Here is a 12,304-nt window from a genome sequence, read left to right as displayed (position 1 = left end):
TAGCCCCTATTCGCTATTCGCCCAATGTTTTTAGGCGAGCGCCGGGTTCACACCCTTGCAGGCCTCGATCAGCGTGTTCACCGCGCCGACCGACTTCTCGAACATCGCCTTCTCGGCCGCGTCGAAGGTCACCTCGAGCACGCGCTCGACGCCGTTCTCGCCGATCACCACGGGCACGCCGACATACATGCCGGAGATGCCGTACTGGCCGTCGAGGTAGGCGGCGCAGGGCAGGACCCGCTTCTTGTCCTTGAGGTAGCTCTCGGCCATCGCGATGGCGGAGGCCGCCGGCGCGTAGAAGGCCGAGCCGGTCTTGAGCAGGTTGACGATCTCGCCGCCGCCCTTGCGGGTCCGCTCGACCATGGCGTCGAGCTTCTCCTGGGTGGTCCAGCCGAGCTTGACCAGGTCGGTCAGCGGCACGCCGGCGACCGTCGAGTAGCGGGTGAGCGGCACCATGTCGTCGCCGTGGCCGCCGAGCACGAAGGCGGTGACGTCCTCGACCGAAACCTTGAACTCCTCGGCCAGGAAGTGGCGGAAGCGGGCCGAGTCGAGCACGCCGGCCATGCCGACGACCTTGTTCGTCGGCAGGCCCGAGAACTTCTGCAGCGCCCAGACCATGGCGTCGAGCGGGTTGGTGATGCAGATCACGAACGCGTCCGGCGCGTTCTCCTTGATGCCGGTGCCGACGGCCTCCATGACCTTCAGGTTGATCCCGATCAGGTCGTCGCGGCTCATGCCGGGCTTGCGCGGCACGCCGGCGGTGACGATCACCACGTCGGCGCCCTTGATCGCCGAATAGTCGCTCGCACCCGAATACTTCGCGTCGAAGCCGTCGACCGGGGCCGATTCGGCGATGTCGAGCGCCTTGCCCTGCGGCACGCCGTCGACGATGTCGAACAGCACGACGTCGCCGAGTTCCTTCAGACCGGCGAGGTGCGCCAGCGTTCCGCCGATCTGGCCGGCGCCGATGAGCGCGATCTTGCTGCGTGCCATGTCCGAGACGTCTCCAGCTTAGCGTGAAAGGGTGAGGCGAGCGCGTCGACGACTCGGGGGTCGAAAGTCCGTCCGAGGCGCCGCCCGACGCGACCGGTTTTCCTGCGCGGCTGTGTGGCCGAAAAGCACCGCCCCATCAACCCGACGCAGATCGCCCAAGCAGGGTTCGGGCCAGGGCGGATGTGCGGCGCACAAAACAAAGCCCTCGAAAAGCTAAGCTTTTCGAGGGCTTTAGGAGGAGATTGCCAATTCGGGATCGGCGCTATGACAACTTTTTGAACCTGTCATTCCGCTCAGAGGATACCCGCGCGCAGCACCCGCTGGATCGCGTGAATCACCGCGCCGAAGCGGGCGTCGACCAGATCGCGCGGCACCTCGGCGTCGTGCTGGATCGCCAGGGGATGGGTGAAGCGGTAGCTCGCATCGAAGATGTAGGCGATGGCGCGCTCGCGGTCGCGCGCCGAGAAGGTGCCGGTGGCCATCCCCTCCTCGATCACCCGCTCGACCAGGCTGCGCAGGCGGACCCGGTGGCGGCGGGCGATCGGCCTGGCGGCGACCGTGGCGTCGAGATGGACCGCGAACAGGTTCGGCTCGTCCTGGAGCGCGTCGCGCTGCAGGGCGGCGAGCGCGGTCAGCAGCCGCTCGATCTTGTCGTCGGCCGGGTCGGGCGCGTCGGCGATGCCGGCCAGGCGGGTCTCGATGTCCCGCAGCCAGCGGCCGGCGACGGCGTCGAGCAGGGCGTCCTTCGAGGGGAAGTAGCGGTAGACGTTGGCGTGCGTCATGCCGGCTTCGGCGGCGACGGCGACGACGGTGACCCGCTTGGGGCCGAGCCGGGCCAGGTGCTCGGTGGCGATCCCGAGCAGCCGCACGTCGGCGGAGATCGGCGCCACCCGGGATCGGGCGGCCGCGGGGGCGCGGGCCGGACGGTCCGCATCGGACGGGGACCGTCCCGTCGCCGTCGCTTTGGCGGCGGGCTCTTCGGAACGCGGCTCGGGATCCGGTTGAAGGAAGGGAAGCGGGAGGCGTGAGGACGAGAGGTGGTAAGGCGAGACGGACCCCCATCTGACCGAAAGAAGCGGGAACACGCTTCCGTTGACGTCGAGCCTCCCTCCGGGAGCCTATCGATCAGACGGTTTAGCGCCTGTCGAATGTCCTATGTTCACTTCTCTTTGAGAAGGCAACAAAATTTCCTTGAAAACCTGTGCGTCAGAAGCGGTTCTTCCATTCTCGCAGTGCAACAAAAACCGTTGCCGGGTCAGCAGCTTCGTCGAGTCCCACCGCCGTCTTCAGTGCCGGCAGGCCGCTTCGCAGGAACGGGTTGGTCGCCCGTTCCGCCGCCATCGTAGAGGGAACCAGGAAACGGCCGGAGGATTTTAGCTCCTCCGCTTCGCGCAGGCGGCCGTGCAGATCCGCGTTGCCGGGCTCTGCTGCGACCGCGAAGCGGGCGTTCGACAGCACGTAATCGTGCCCGCTGTACACCTGTGTCGCATCCGGCAGCGGCAGGAACCGCTCGAGCGACCGCCACAGGGTCTCGGGCGGGCTTTCCATCACCCGGCCGCAGCCGAGGGTGAACAGGGTGTCGCCGGAGAACACGATTCCCGGCTCGGCGAACCAGTAGGTGACGTGGTCGGCACAATGCCCCGGCGTTTCCCACACCTCGGCCGAGAGGTCGCCGACCCGGACGGTGTCGCCCTCCGACACGGTGCGGTCCACGTCGGGGATCGCCGGGCCGGCCTTGGCCGGGGCGGTGACGCGGGCGCCGGTCGCGCGCTTGACCTCCGGGATGCCCGCGATGTGGTCGCCGTGGCGATGGGTGACCAGGATGTCGGTGAGCCGCCAGCCGGTCTGCTTCAGCATCGCCAGGACCGGCGCCGCCTCCGGCACGTCGATCGCCGCGCAGGCGCCGGTGGCGGGGTCGCGGATGAGCACGCCGATGTTGTCGCTGCGGCACAGGAAGGTGCGGATCTCGGGGGCCGTGGCCATGAACGCGTCTCCGGGCTCGCGGCCGGTCCGGCCGTATCGGGCGGGAACGGATGCGGAAACCGGGGGGTTCCCCGGCGCGTCGCCCTGCAAGTCGCCGCCTGCGCCTTGTCGCGGCGGGTGCCCGGCCCCATTGAATCGCCATCGGGCCGGGACGCCGGCCTTCCCCGACGCCGCTCCAGCTCCGACCCATGCGCCTCGACGTCACCGACCTGCGGGCCTTCTACGCCACGCCGCTGGGCGTCACGACGCACCGGATCGTCGCCCGCACCCTGCACGGCTTCCTCGGCTCGGTCTCCGGCCTGCGCGTGCTCGGGCTCGGCTACGCGGTGCCTTATCTGAGCCCGGTCCACTGCATCGCCGAGCGGACGCTGGCCTTCATGCCGGCGACACAAGGGGTGGTGAACTGGCCCGGCGCCGGCCGCTCGTGCTCGGCGCTCGCCGACCCGACGATGATGCCGCTGCCGGATGCGGCGATCGACCGGGTGATCCTGGTGCATGCGCTCGAGGCGGTGGAGAGCCCGACGGAACTGCTCCGGGAGGTCTGGCGCACGCTGACGCCGGGGGGGCGGATGATCCTCGTCGTGCCGAACCGGCGCGGGGTCTGGGCGCGGCGCGACGCGACGCCGTTCGGGCACGGCCAGCCCTACAGCCGCTCGCAGCTGAGCCGGCTGATGCGCGACACGCTGTTCTCGCCGGAGGACTGGGCGGAGACGCTGTACATGCCGCCGCTGCGCTCGCGGGTGATGCTGCAGACCGCCGCCGCCTGGGAGCGGGTCGGGACGGGCCTCTCGCTCCCCTTCGCCGGCCTCCACGTGGTGCACGCCACCAAGCAGCTCTACCGGCCGATCACCGTGCAGCAGGTCCACCGCGCCCGCCGCCTCGCGCCCGCGCGGGTGCTCGTGCCGGCGCCCGCGCCGGGTTAAGCCCGCCGCTCCGCACGCCGACGCCGGCGGCCCGGCCCAACCCCGTCTCGACGGAGATCGCGAAGACACCATGAGCGTCGAAGCGGCCATCCAGCAGTTCCTGCTCGCGCTCTCGAGCCTGTTCTCGATCGTCAACCCGCTCGGCGGGGCGCTGATCTTCGCGCAGGTGACGGCGGGGCACAGCCACGACGACCGGGTCTGGCTCGCCGGCCGGATCGGCGGATACGCGCTGCTGATCATGCTGGCGGCGCTGTGGGCCGGCGCGCCGATCCTCAACTTCTTCGGCGTGTCGCTCGGCGCGCTCCGCATCGCGGGCGGGCTCGTCGTCGGCGCCTCCGCCTGGGGGCTGCTGAACCGGCCCGAGGCCCGCGAGGCGCGCAAGCAGGCCGAGGTCTCCTCGACGACGGGACAAGGAGCGACCCAAGCGGCAGCGCAAGCCGGAAGCCAAGCGGCGGCGCCGACCGCGCCCCGAGCGGCGGCGGCCGCCGCTCCCGCCCAGCCGCCGGCGGATGGGCAGAGATCGGTCGATCCCCTGTCCGAGATCGCGTTCTTCCCGCTGACCCTGCCCTTCACCACCGGCCCGGGCACCATCGCGGTGGCGATCACCCTCGGCTCGAACCGTCCGGCCGTGATGGCCGACCGGCTCGGCTTCTACGTCGGCGTGTCGCTGGCCGCGCTCGGCGTCGCCGCGACGGTGGCGCTGATCTACGCCTCGGCCGACCGGGTGGTGAGCCTGCTCGGGCCGATCGGGGCGCGGGTGCTCGGCCGGCTGTTCGCGTTCCTGCTGCTCTGCGTCGGCACCCAGATCACCATCAACGGGGTGATCGACGTGTTCGGGCCGCTGCTCGCCGCGCGCTGAGACGTCCGCGTCACCGCGCGGCCTCGGCCCGCGCCAAACCCTCGATCCGGTCGAGCCAGCGCTCCAGGCGGGCCCGGTTGCCGCCGGCATCGAGCAACCCGATTTGCGGGCGGGCGTACAGGGCCAGGGTCGATCGGCCCTCGCCGGCGCCGAGAATCGCGACGGCGACCGTGTCGGGCAGCCGCAGCCATTCCGAGCGGACGACGTAGCGGTCCTCCTCAGCCCAGCGGGCCTGGAAGGCCAGCTCGGTGCGCGGCTCCTCGGCCGCCACCGCGGCGACGATGGCGCGCAGCCGCTCGCCCGGCACCGGCAGCACCGGCGGCACGCGATCCGAGACCGCGCGGCACTGGCCGGGCGGGCAGGCGAGCGCGTCGCCCGCGCTTCGCGAGACGGTCGGCAGGTCCACCGCGCCGCGGTCGGGCGCGCCGAACAGCAGCCACACGTCCTCGATGCCCCCGGGCTCCGGCCCGCGCGCCACCAGCACGGCGCCGGCGAGCGCGAGCCCGCCCAGAGCCAGCGCCATGCCCGCCCTCCCCCACCGCACGCCGATCCTCCGCGCCTTCTACCCGTCCGAACACCGGACATGCGAAAGCGGCCCCCTCTCGGAGGCCGCCCGCCCGTCGTCCGCATCGATCAGATCAGATCACGGGCGCCGAGAACAGCGCGCCGTACATCGCCGCATGGCCGACGTAGTAGAGCGTGAGGAAGCCGGTTAGCGCCACCGCGTAGTAGGCCGGGGCCAGCGCCACGTCGCGGCGGCGGACGGCGCTGCGGGCGTCGTCGGCGGCGATGCCGATCAGCACCACGATGATCCCGGAATGGCCGATCGCATCGACCTTGCCGAACTCGAACACGGCGGAGACGAAGATCGCGGCCAGGATGATCGCGGCGGTGCGGCGCACCAGGGGCGTCCAGATCAGGGCGAAGGCCAGGGTGAACTCGACGACGCCGGCGGCCTTCATGAACAGCTCGGGCGAGGCGCCGAAGGTCATCTCGGGCTTGGCGGCCAGGAGCGGCGCGGTCCATTCCGGGTAGGCCCACTTCTCGACCGAGGCCCACATCAGGGTGACGGCGGCGGCGGCGCGGACCACGTCGATGGGGCGGATGCCGTAGAGGGTGCGGTCCAGGCCGGTGAGGATCAGGTAGGCGGCGACGCCGAGGAAGACCGGGTAGTCGGCCAGATGGAACGCGCCGTAGCTCCAGGTCGCGTAGCCGAACAGCACGACGATGCCGGCACCGGCCAGCGGCAGGGTGCGGTGCCAGATCAGGCAGGCCGCAAGCGCGAGCTGGAACCACGGGATCCAGGCCGCGTCGGTCTTGAGCTCGGGGGTGAGGATGATGCCGCCGAGCGTCCAGAGCGAGACGAAGAAGAAGCCCAGCGTCGCCCGCACCAGCAATTCGGTGTCGGTGCGCAGCCGCGCGGTGACCCGGTCCAGGGCGTTGAGCAGGGCGGTGCCGAGCGGGGTGCCCTCGGCGAGGCACCCGAACATCAGGCACAGGACCGACAGGCCGACGAGCCACTCGAAGTCGAGGCAGAGCACCTGCTCGAGGCCGCGGGGCTGGCCGGCGACGTCGTAGGCGCAGAACCACTTCACATGGGCGCTGGCCTCGCTGCTGGCGAGCAGGGTTGCGGGAAGGGCCAGGGCGCCGGCAAGAAACGGAGAAGAGCAACGCCACTCAAAGGTCCGCATCGAAGCCTCGTCAAAACGGGTCAGAACAGTGCTTACCGATGCATTTAGAACTAAGCCGCCGGATTTTGCCAAGGGTTTGTTAACGTCCGTGTCGAAAAGGTTAACGCTGTGGGTGCCGGGTAGAATCGGCTGAAAGCGAATCCCGTCTAGGGCGCCGTGCCGGGCAACGCGCCATTCAGCATGGACGCGGATTCCCAGCTCTTCGGACGGCCGCGCAAGACTTCGCTCAGTGTTGGCCGGCGATCCTCGCGCGGCCGGAACCCGACATCGCCGGCCGGACCAAGCGTGGGGGGATTGCGGATGATCGGCTTGGCAAGTCTCGCGAGCCTCGGTGCCGGGATCGGGCTGGCCGGCTTCGCGCCGCGTGCGGGCCTGCGCGCCGCCACCTTCGAATCCTGCGGCGGCGTGCTTCTGGTGACCGGCCTCGCCCTGCTCGGCGCTGGGCTGCCGCTGTTCCGCTAGGGCATTCCCCAGCCAGGTGGATCGAGGGGCGCGCGACGATGCTGCCGGCGACGCCGCCGCGGACGCATCGGAGGCCGCGCCCGCCGTCCGGCCCGGTTACGGCTTCGGCGCGTCGCCGGTCAGGTCCGCGAGGGCGCGGTCGTTCCCGGCCGGCGCGGTGAGCGTCTGCAGGAAGGCCAGCAGGTCGGCCTTCTCCGCGCTCGTGAGGTTCAGCGGGCGGATCTCCGGCGAGCGGCTCGGGCGTGCGATGCCGCCGCGGTCGTAGAGATCGATCACCGCCTCCAGCGTCGCGATCGATCCGTCGTGCATGTAGGCGCCGCGGCCGGCGACCTCGCGCAGCCCGGGGGTCTTGAAGGCGTAGCGCAGGGCCTCCGAGCTCGGCACGAAGCGCCCGCGTCCGAGATCCGCGCCGGTCGCCGTGCCGATGTCGTGGAACGAGCCGTCGGTGAAGGCCCAGCCGCCATGGCAGGCGGCGCAGTTCGCGCGGCCGTTGAACAGGTCGAAGCCGCGCTTGGCGGCGACCGGGATCGCCGTCTCGTCGCCCGCGATCCAGCGGTCGAACGGGCTCACGCCGGACACGATCAGGCGCTGGAAGGTGGCGAGCGCCGCCTCGATCCGGTCCTTGGTGACGCCGGGATCGGCGAAGGCCTCGGCGAAGGCGGCGGCATAGGCGGCATCCGCCGACAGGCGCGCCACCGCGTCGTCGGCGGGCAGGCCCATGTTGCCGGGCGCGCTGATCGGGACGAAGGCGACGCTCTCGAGGTCGCGGAACTTGCCGTCCCAGCCGAGGCGGCCCTCTTGCCAGGCGATGTTGAGCAGGCTCGGCGTCCGCAGGTCCATGTCGGAATCGTTGCGGGCCGGCGCGCGCTTGCGCCCGTCCGCCCAGGCGAGGTCGGGCAGGTGGCAGGTCACGCAGGCCCGGTCGCGGTCGGCCGACAGGATCGGATCGAAGAACAGCTTCCGGCCGAGTTCCGCCTTAGCCTGGGCGTAGGGATTGGTCTCCGGGAACGGGATCGCGGAAGGCGGGGCATAGGCCTCGCGCAAGGCGGCCCGCTGCGCCGCCGGTCCGCTCGTGGCCGGACCGCAAACCGCACCGAGCATCACAATTGCGGCGATACCGCCGCCGAGCTTCCATCGCATCGCAGAGCTCCCAAGGGGAGGGTCTACGATGCGATGTCTTGCAGATCCGTAAAGCCTTCGTTTCGATTATGGTCCTGCCCGAGAATTATATTCCCGAAACCTCAACGATAACTTGAACCTCAGCGAACATGCCGCGACGTCATGCACCCTCCCCGATCCGGGGCGGCGATCAGCGGGCGTCGAGGGCGGCGCGGGTGCGGGCGTCGGTGCCGACGTCGCCGGCGTCGTCCATGCCGAGGCTCTCGATCAGCCGCCCGCGCGCGCGGCTGACCCGGCTCTTGATCGTGCCGACGGCGACCCCGCAGATCTCGGCCGCCTCCTCGTAGGTGAAGCTCTGCGCGCCGACAAGGACCAGCGCCTCGCGCTGGGCCAGCGGCAGCAGGTTCAGCGCGCTCTGGAACGCGCGCATCTCCACGCGGACCTCCTGCTCGGGCAGGCTGGTCAGCCGCCCGGCATGGCCGCCGTCGGCATCCTCGATCTCGCGCTTGCGCTTGCGCTGCTCGGAATAGAACAGGTTGCGCAGGATCGTGAACAGCCACGCCGTGAGGTTGGTGCCGCGGCGGAAGCTCTCGGCCTTGGTCCAGGCCCGCATCAGCGTGTCCTGCACGAGGTCGTCGGTGCGGTCGAAATCGTAGGTCAGCGAGAAGGCGAAGGCGCGCAGCGCCGGGATCGCGCCGAGCAGGAGGTCGCGCATCTCGGCGTCGGCGCCGGCGGGCGTTCCGACGGGGGCACAGGCCTGGATCATCGCGCGGACTCCTTTTCCGACCGGGCGGCGAATTCCGCGACGAGCGCCTCGAACCGCTCGGGGATCGGCTGGGCGAGCAGGCCCGCGTAGAGCACCCGCAGGCTGCGCCCGATCCGGCGCCGCGTCTCCGGATCGAGCCGCCGGTCGCCGCCGCGCGGCCGCCGCTCGGGCGTCGGCACGGCATCGCCGGCCACGCGCCCGATCGCGTCGTCGGCACCGCGTTCGTCGGAGATGTCGTGCATCGTCGGCCGTCCTGGCAAAGCGGGGCGACGCCTCGCGACCCGACCGCCTGCGAACGACCGGGCGCGGCCCTCAGGCCTCCGGTGCGTCGCGGACGCCAGGTCCGTCGCCGTGGCTACGGGTGCTAGGGCCGGGCGGTTTAATCAAGTCTGAAAAAGACATTCACCTAGAATTCATCACCATAGGCCGCGACATCATCTTATGGTCAAGCTGGCGACTTTGTCAATTTGTATGTTTTTCGCAACCTTGATACATCTGGTTACATTCCAATGTTCGAAACCTGACGGTCTGGACTTCGGGCGGCGGCAGCCGGCGGCGCGCCGCGGCGTCCCGGCCGAGGGCGCGGATGCATCGTCGAAGCTCAGCGCGGCCCCTCTCCCGCTGGGGAGAGGGGGACCGCGTCCTCTTCGGCTCGCGAGAACGATGGGCGCCGTCCGTCAGAGCGCGATCGGAACGCTGACGGAGCCGTAGGCGGTGACGACGAGGCCGCAGACGAAGGCGCCGATCATCGCGTCGTCGAACAGCGTCATGGTCTCGATCCCGGTCCGCTTCCCGCTCAGCAACGGCTGCCGCCGCTGGTCTAGCCGTACTGCCTCACCGGCCGGGTCTGCCGGTTGGCGTCGCCCTCGCTCGCCGAGCTCGGCACGCACCCGCCGGTGCGCGGCGTGCCGTCGCCGCCGATCCCGACCGAACCCGTGGTCAGGTCGTCAGAGGGGGACGGCGGCGCGAAGCGGTCGACGGGGGCCTCGTAGCTGAACGCGCGCGCGGGCGAGACGGGGGCGGAAACGCCGATGACGAGAGCGGCCGCGACGGCAACGAAACGCAACGTCATGAGGATAGAAGACGCCTTCCAGCAATACAGGCCGCCGGTTCGGCACGGTCTGATCTTGCGTCAAGCTTATATGGATCGCCCCTGACCCTCACGACGTGATGGGCTCCACGCGGCACGGCGGATGAAACGCTGGGCCGGATCGGGACGATCGCGTCACGACGATCCGGCGGGTGGCTTCGGGAGGGCGGATCCGGGCTTCGCGGGCTTGCCGGATCCGGCCTCCCTTCGATCGCGCGAGAACCGTGTCAGGGCTTGAAGTAGGGCCGTGCGACGACCGGCGACGCATCGCCGGGCCGGACGCGCGCGGCGTGCACGACGCGGCGGGCGCTCCGGGCGGGCCGCACCGCGCGCGGTGCCGCGAACCGGTCGTCGCGCATCTCGCCGAGGTAGTCCGAGCCGCCCGCCCCGAAGACGCCGCCCTGCACCACGCCGGCCGAGGGCGGGCGGCCCATGAAGAATTCCTCGGCCCCGCCGGCGAGCGCCGGCGCTGCGGCGAGGAGAAGGGCGACGGCGGAGAGGAAGGAGCGCATGCACGCAGTTTAGGGCCGCGCGCCTCCACGCCGCGTTAACGATGTCGCGAGAGCGGACGGACCGGCATCGCGCGGGGCGGCGGCGATCACGCGGCGGGGCTCAGGTCGCAGATGCGGACCTGCGCGCGCTCGGCCCCGCGCCAGCGGTCGCAGGCGAGCGTGCCGGCGACGTGGAACTCCGAGCCGATGCCCGCCAGGATCGCCTGCCCGAGCGGCGATTGCGCGCTGCGGAAGCTGATCGCGCCGACCGCCTGCCCGTCGCGGCTGCGCAGGCGCGCACGGACATGGCCGTGGCCGACGAGGCCGGCATCGACGATGCGGTGGCGCGGCAGGGCGAAGACCGGCTCCGGCGCCCCCTGCCCGAACGGGCCGGCGCGCTGGATCAGGCGGACGGTCTCGGCCGTGGCGCCGCCGGCGCTGACCGTGCCGTCGACGAGCAGCGCCTCGACCGCGCGCGCCTGCGCCACCGCGTCCGCCAGGTCCGCGGCGAGGAAGGCGGCAAAGCGCGTCAGGTCGGGGCCGGCGAGAGTCACGCCCGCGGCCATGGCGTGGCCGCCGCCCTTCGTCGCGAGACCCGCCGCGACGGCGGCGCGGACGGCGTGGCCGAGGTCGGCGCCGGCGATCGAGCGCCCCGAGCCGGTGGCCGTCCCGTCCGGCCGCAGGGCGAAGGCGAAGGCCGGCCGGCCGAAGCGCTCCTTGAGCCGCGCCGCGATCAGCCCGACGATGCCCGGATGCCATTCGGCGCTGCCCGCGACCAGCACCGGGCGATCGGGGTCGCGGCCGAGGGCGTGGTCCATCTCGGCCTCGGCCTCCGCCACGGCCTGCGCCTCGATCGCCTGGCGCTCGCGATTCAGGCGGTCGAGCTCGACCGCGATGCGGGCGGCCTCGGCGGGGTCGTCGGTGGTGAGCAGGCGCGCGCCCAGACCCGCGTCGCCGATGCGCCCGCCGGCGTTGATGCGGGGGCCGAGGAGATAGCCGAGGTGCCACGCCTCCGGCGGCCCGTCGAGGGCGGCGGCATCGAGGAGCGCCGCGAGGCCGTGGCGGCCGCGGGCGCGCATCACGGTCAGCCCCTGGACCACGAAGGCGCGGTTGAGGCCGGTCAGCGGCACCACGTCGGCGACGGTGGCCAGCGCCACCAGGTCGAGGGCGTCGGTCAGCGACGGCTCGGGGCGCGCGGCGAAGGCCCCCTCCGCCCGCAGCGTCCGGGCCAGGGCCACCAGCGTCAGGAACACGACGCCCGCGGCGCAGAGATGGCCGAGGCCCGACAGGTCGTCGAGGCGGTTCGGGTTCACCAGCGCGCGCACCGGCGGCAGCAGCTCGGGGGCGCCGTGGTGGTCGAGGACGAGCACGTCGAGGCCGATCCGCGCCGCCTCCGCCAGGGGCCCGTGCCCGCTGGTGCCGCAATCGACGCAGACCAGCAGGGTCGCCCCCTCCCCCGCCAGCGCGGCGACCGCGGCGGTGTTCGGGCCGTAGCCCTCGGTGATCCGGTCGGGGATGTGGATGCGGGTCGGCACGCCGAGCGCGCGCAGGTATCCGGCCAGCAGGGCCGCGCTCGCGGCGCCGTCGACGTCGTAATCGCCGAACACCGCGACGCTCTCGCCCTGCCGCACCGCCCGCGCGAGGCGATCGGCGGCGGCTTCCATGTCGACGAGGCAGGCGGGGTCGGGCATCAGGTCGCGCAGGCGCGGGCGCAGGTAGGCCTCCGACCCGTCCGGCCGGACGCCGCGCCCGGCAAGCACGCGGGCCAGCAGCTCCGGCAGGCCATGGGCCTGGACCATGGTGGCGGCGTAGGCCTGCGCGGCCGGGTCGGCGCAGCGCTCCCACCACGGCCGCCCGAGGATGGACCGGGTGACGCCGAGGAAGGCGCGGGACTCTGGAAGCAGGGCTGACACGGGGCGCACCATAG

At 71.8% G+C, this 12,304-nt stretch carries 14 protein-coding genes; 3 read left to right on the top strand and 11 right to left on the bottom strand.

Translation table 11 applies throughout. The annotated features are described in order from the left end of the window. Positions 1-30 precede the first annotated feature (30 nt). The 3 genes from mdh to gloB all read right to left on the bottom strand — a co-directional run bounded on the left by mdh (position 31) and on the right by gloB (position 2,976). A complete protein-coding gene (gene mdh / locus MKK68_RS23275) occupies positions 31-993 on the bottom strand; it encodes a malate dehydrogenase (protein WP_147727161.1) in 963 nt (320 codons plus the stop codon). 293 nt (positions 994-1,286) lie between these two features. Further along, complete coding sequence (locus tag MKK68_RS23270) at positions 1,287-1,883, bottom strand: TetR family transcriptional regulator (RefSeq protein WP_243932769.1); 597 nt, start codon at positions 1,881-1,883, stop codon at positions 1,287-1,289. A 316-nt stretch (positions 1,884-2,199) separates the two neighbouring features. After that, positions 2,200-2,976, bottom strand: coding sequence for a hydroxyacylglutathione hydrolase (gene gloB / locus MKK68_RS23265; protein ID WP_244033054.1), 777 nt, complete (start codon positions 2,974-2,976; stop codon positions 2,200-2,202). Between the two features lie 188 nt (positions 2,977-3,164). On the opposite strand from gloB, the gene MKK68_RS23260 reads away from it, so the two are divergent. Both MKK68_RS23260 and MKK68_RS23255 read left to right on the top strand, forming a co-directional pair. Beyond that, positions 3,165-3,899 (top strand): class I SAM-dependent methyltransferase, encoded by a 735-nt coding sequence (locus MKK68_RS23260; protein ID WP_147727163.1) that lies wholly within the window; start codon positions 3,165-3,167, stop codon positions 3,897-3,899. Positions 3,900-3,969: 70 nt separating this feature from the next. Further along, positions 3,970-4,758 (top strand): MarC family protein, encoded by a 789-nt coding sequence (locus MKK68_RS23255; protein ID WP_243934646.1) that lies wholly within the window; start codon positions 3,970-3,972, stop codon positions 4,756-4,758. A 10-nt stretch (positions 4,759-4,768) separates the two neighbouring features. Here the strand turns inward: MKK68_RS23255 and MKK68_RS23250 are convergent, their stop codons facing one another. Both MKK68_RS23250 and MKK68_RS23245 read right to left on the bottom strand, forming a co-directional pair. Next, entirely contained in the window at positions 4,769-5,281 is a 513-nt protein-coding gene (locus MKK68_RS23250; protein WP_244033053.1) for a hypothetical protein, read from the bottom strand. Between the two features lie 115 nt (positions 5,282-5,396). Continuing rightward, complete coding sequence (locus MKK68_RS23245) at positions 5,397-6,449, bottom strand: hypothetical protein (RefSeq protein WP_243950892.1); 1,053 nt, start codon at positions 6,447-6,449, stop codon at positions 5,397-5,399. Positions 6,450-6,749: 300 nt separating this feature from the next. Here MKK68_RS23245 and MKK68_RS23240 point away from each other — a divergent pair, with 300 nt between their 5' ends. After that, a complete protein-coding gene (locus MKK68_RS23240) occupies positions 6,750-6,911 on the top strand; it encodes a hypothetical protein (RefSeq protein ID WP_243988915.1) in 162 nt (53 codons plus the stop codon). A gap of 96 nt (positions 6,912-7,007) precedes the next feature. On the opposite strand, the gene MKK68_RS23235 is transcribed toward MKK68_RS23240, so the two are convergent. The 6 genes from MKK68_RS23235 to recJ form a co-directional block, all read right to left on the bottom strand. Next, positions 7,008-8,051, bottom strand: a complete 1,044-nt coding sequence (locus MKK68_RS23235) for a cytochrome-c peroxidase (protein WP_244033052.1) — start codon at positions 8,049-8,051, stop codon at positions 7,008-7,010. A gap of 169 nt (positions 8,052-8,220) precedes the next feature. After that, the gene (locus MKK68_RS23230) at positions 8,221-8,796 is read right to left on the bottom strand and encodes a sigma-70 family RNA polymerase sigma factor (protein ID WP_147844126.1); all 576 of its coding nucleotides are present in this window, start codon (positions 8,794-8,796) and stop codon (positions 8,221-8,223) included. Next, positions 8,793-9,038, bottom strand: coding sequence for a NepR family anti-sigma factor (locus MKK68_RS23225; RefSeq protein WP_243932787.1), 246 nt, complete (start codon positions 9,036-9,038; stop codon positions 8,793-8,795). Before MKK68_RS23225 ends, MKK68_RS23230 begins: the two co-directional genes overlap by 4 nt. A 578-nt stretch (positions 9,039-9,616) precedes the next feature. Further along, positions 9,617-9,868 (bottom strand): hypothetical protein, encoded by a 252-nt coding sequence (locus MKK68_RS23220; RefSeq protein WP_244033051.1) that lies wholly within the window; start codon positions 9,866-9,868, stop codon positions 9,617-9,619. Between the two features lie 245 nt (positions 9,869-10,113). Beyond that, positions 10,114-10,398, bottom strand: coding sequence for a hypothetical protein (locus MKK68_RS23215; protein ID WP_244033050.1), 285 nt, complete (start codon positions 10,396-10,398; stop codon positions 10,114-10,116). Positions 10,399-10,484: 86 nt separating this feature from the next. Continuing rightward, on the bottom strand, positions 10,485-12,302 hold the full coding sequence (recJ, locus tag MKK68_RS23210; protein WP_244033049.1) for a single-stranded-DNA-specific exonuclease RecJ: 1,818 nt from the start codon (positions 12,300-12,302) through the stop codon (positions 10,485-10,487). Between the last annotated feature and the right edge of the window lie 2 nt (positions 12,303-12,304).

The organism is Methylobacterium sp. E-016, from assembly GCF_022829745.1.
Lineage (GTDB): Bacteria > Pseudomonadota > Alphaproteobacteria > Rhizobiales > Beijerinckiaceae > Methylobacterium.
The sequence above is the reverse complement of the archived record's forward strand: the minus strand, read 5'-3'. Positions and strand labels throughout refer to the sequence as shown.

Bases quoted from the DNA above. Each gene is read 5' to 3' on its own strand.
- gloB (WP_244033054.1), bottom strand. From the start codon at position 2,976: ATGGCCACGGCCCCCGAGATCCGCACCTTCCTGTGCCGCAGCGACAAC.
- MKK68_RS23235 (WP_244033052.1), bottom strand. From the start codon at position 8,051: ATGCGATGGAAGCTCGGCGGCGGTATCGCCGCAATTGTGATGCTCGGT.
- MKK68_RS23245 (WP_243950892.1), bottom strand. From the start codon at position 6,449: ATGCGGACCTTTGAGTGGCGTTGCTCTTCTCCGTTTCTTGCCGGCGCC.
- MKK68_RS23240 (WP_243988915.1), top strand. From the start codon at position 6,750: ATGATCGGCTTGGCAAGTCTCGCGAGCCTCGGTGCCGGGATCGGGCTG.
- MKK68_RS23215 (WP_244033050.1), bottom strand. From the start codon at position 10,398: ATGCGCTCCTTCCTCTCCGCCGTCGCCCTTCTCCTCGCCGCAGCGCCG.
- MKK68_RS23225 (WP_243932787.1), bottom strand. From the start codon at position 9,038: ATGCACGACATCTCCGACGAACGCGGTGCCGACGACGCGATCGGGCGC.
- MKK68_RS23260 (WP_147727163.1), top strand. From the start codon at position 3,165: ATGCGCCTCGACGTCACCGACCTGCGGGCCTTCTACGCCACGCCGCTG.
- MKK68_RS23250 (WP_244033053.1), bottom strand. From the start codon at position 5,281: ATGGCGCTGGCTCTGGGCGGGCTCGCGCTCGCCGGCGCCGTGCTGGTG.
- MKK68_RS23255 (WP_243934646.1), top strand. From the start codon at position 3,970: ATGAGCGTCGAAGCGGCCATCCAGCAGTTCCTGCTCGCGCTCTCGAGC.
- mdh (WP_147727161.1), bottom strand. From the start codon at position 993: ATGGCACGCAGCAAGATCGCGCTCATCGGCGCCGGCCAGATCGGCGGA.
- MKK68_RS23220 (WP_244033051.1), bottom strand. From the start codon at position 9,868: ATGACGTTGCGTTTCGTTGCCGTCGCGGCCGCTCTCGTCATCGGCGTT.
- recJ (WP_244033049.1), bottom strand. From the start codon at position 12,302: ATGGTGCGCCCCGTGTCAGCCCTGCTTCCAGAGTCCCGCGCCTTCCTC.
- MKK68_RS23230 (WP_147844126.1), bottom strand. From the start codon at position 8,796: ATGATCCAGGCCTGTGCCCCCGTCGGAACGCCCGCCGGCGCCGACGCC.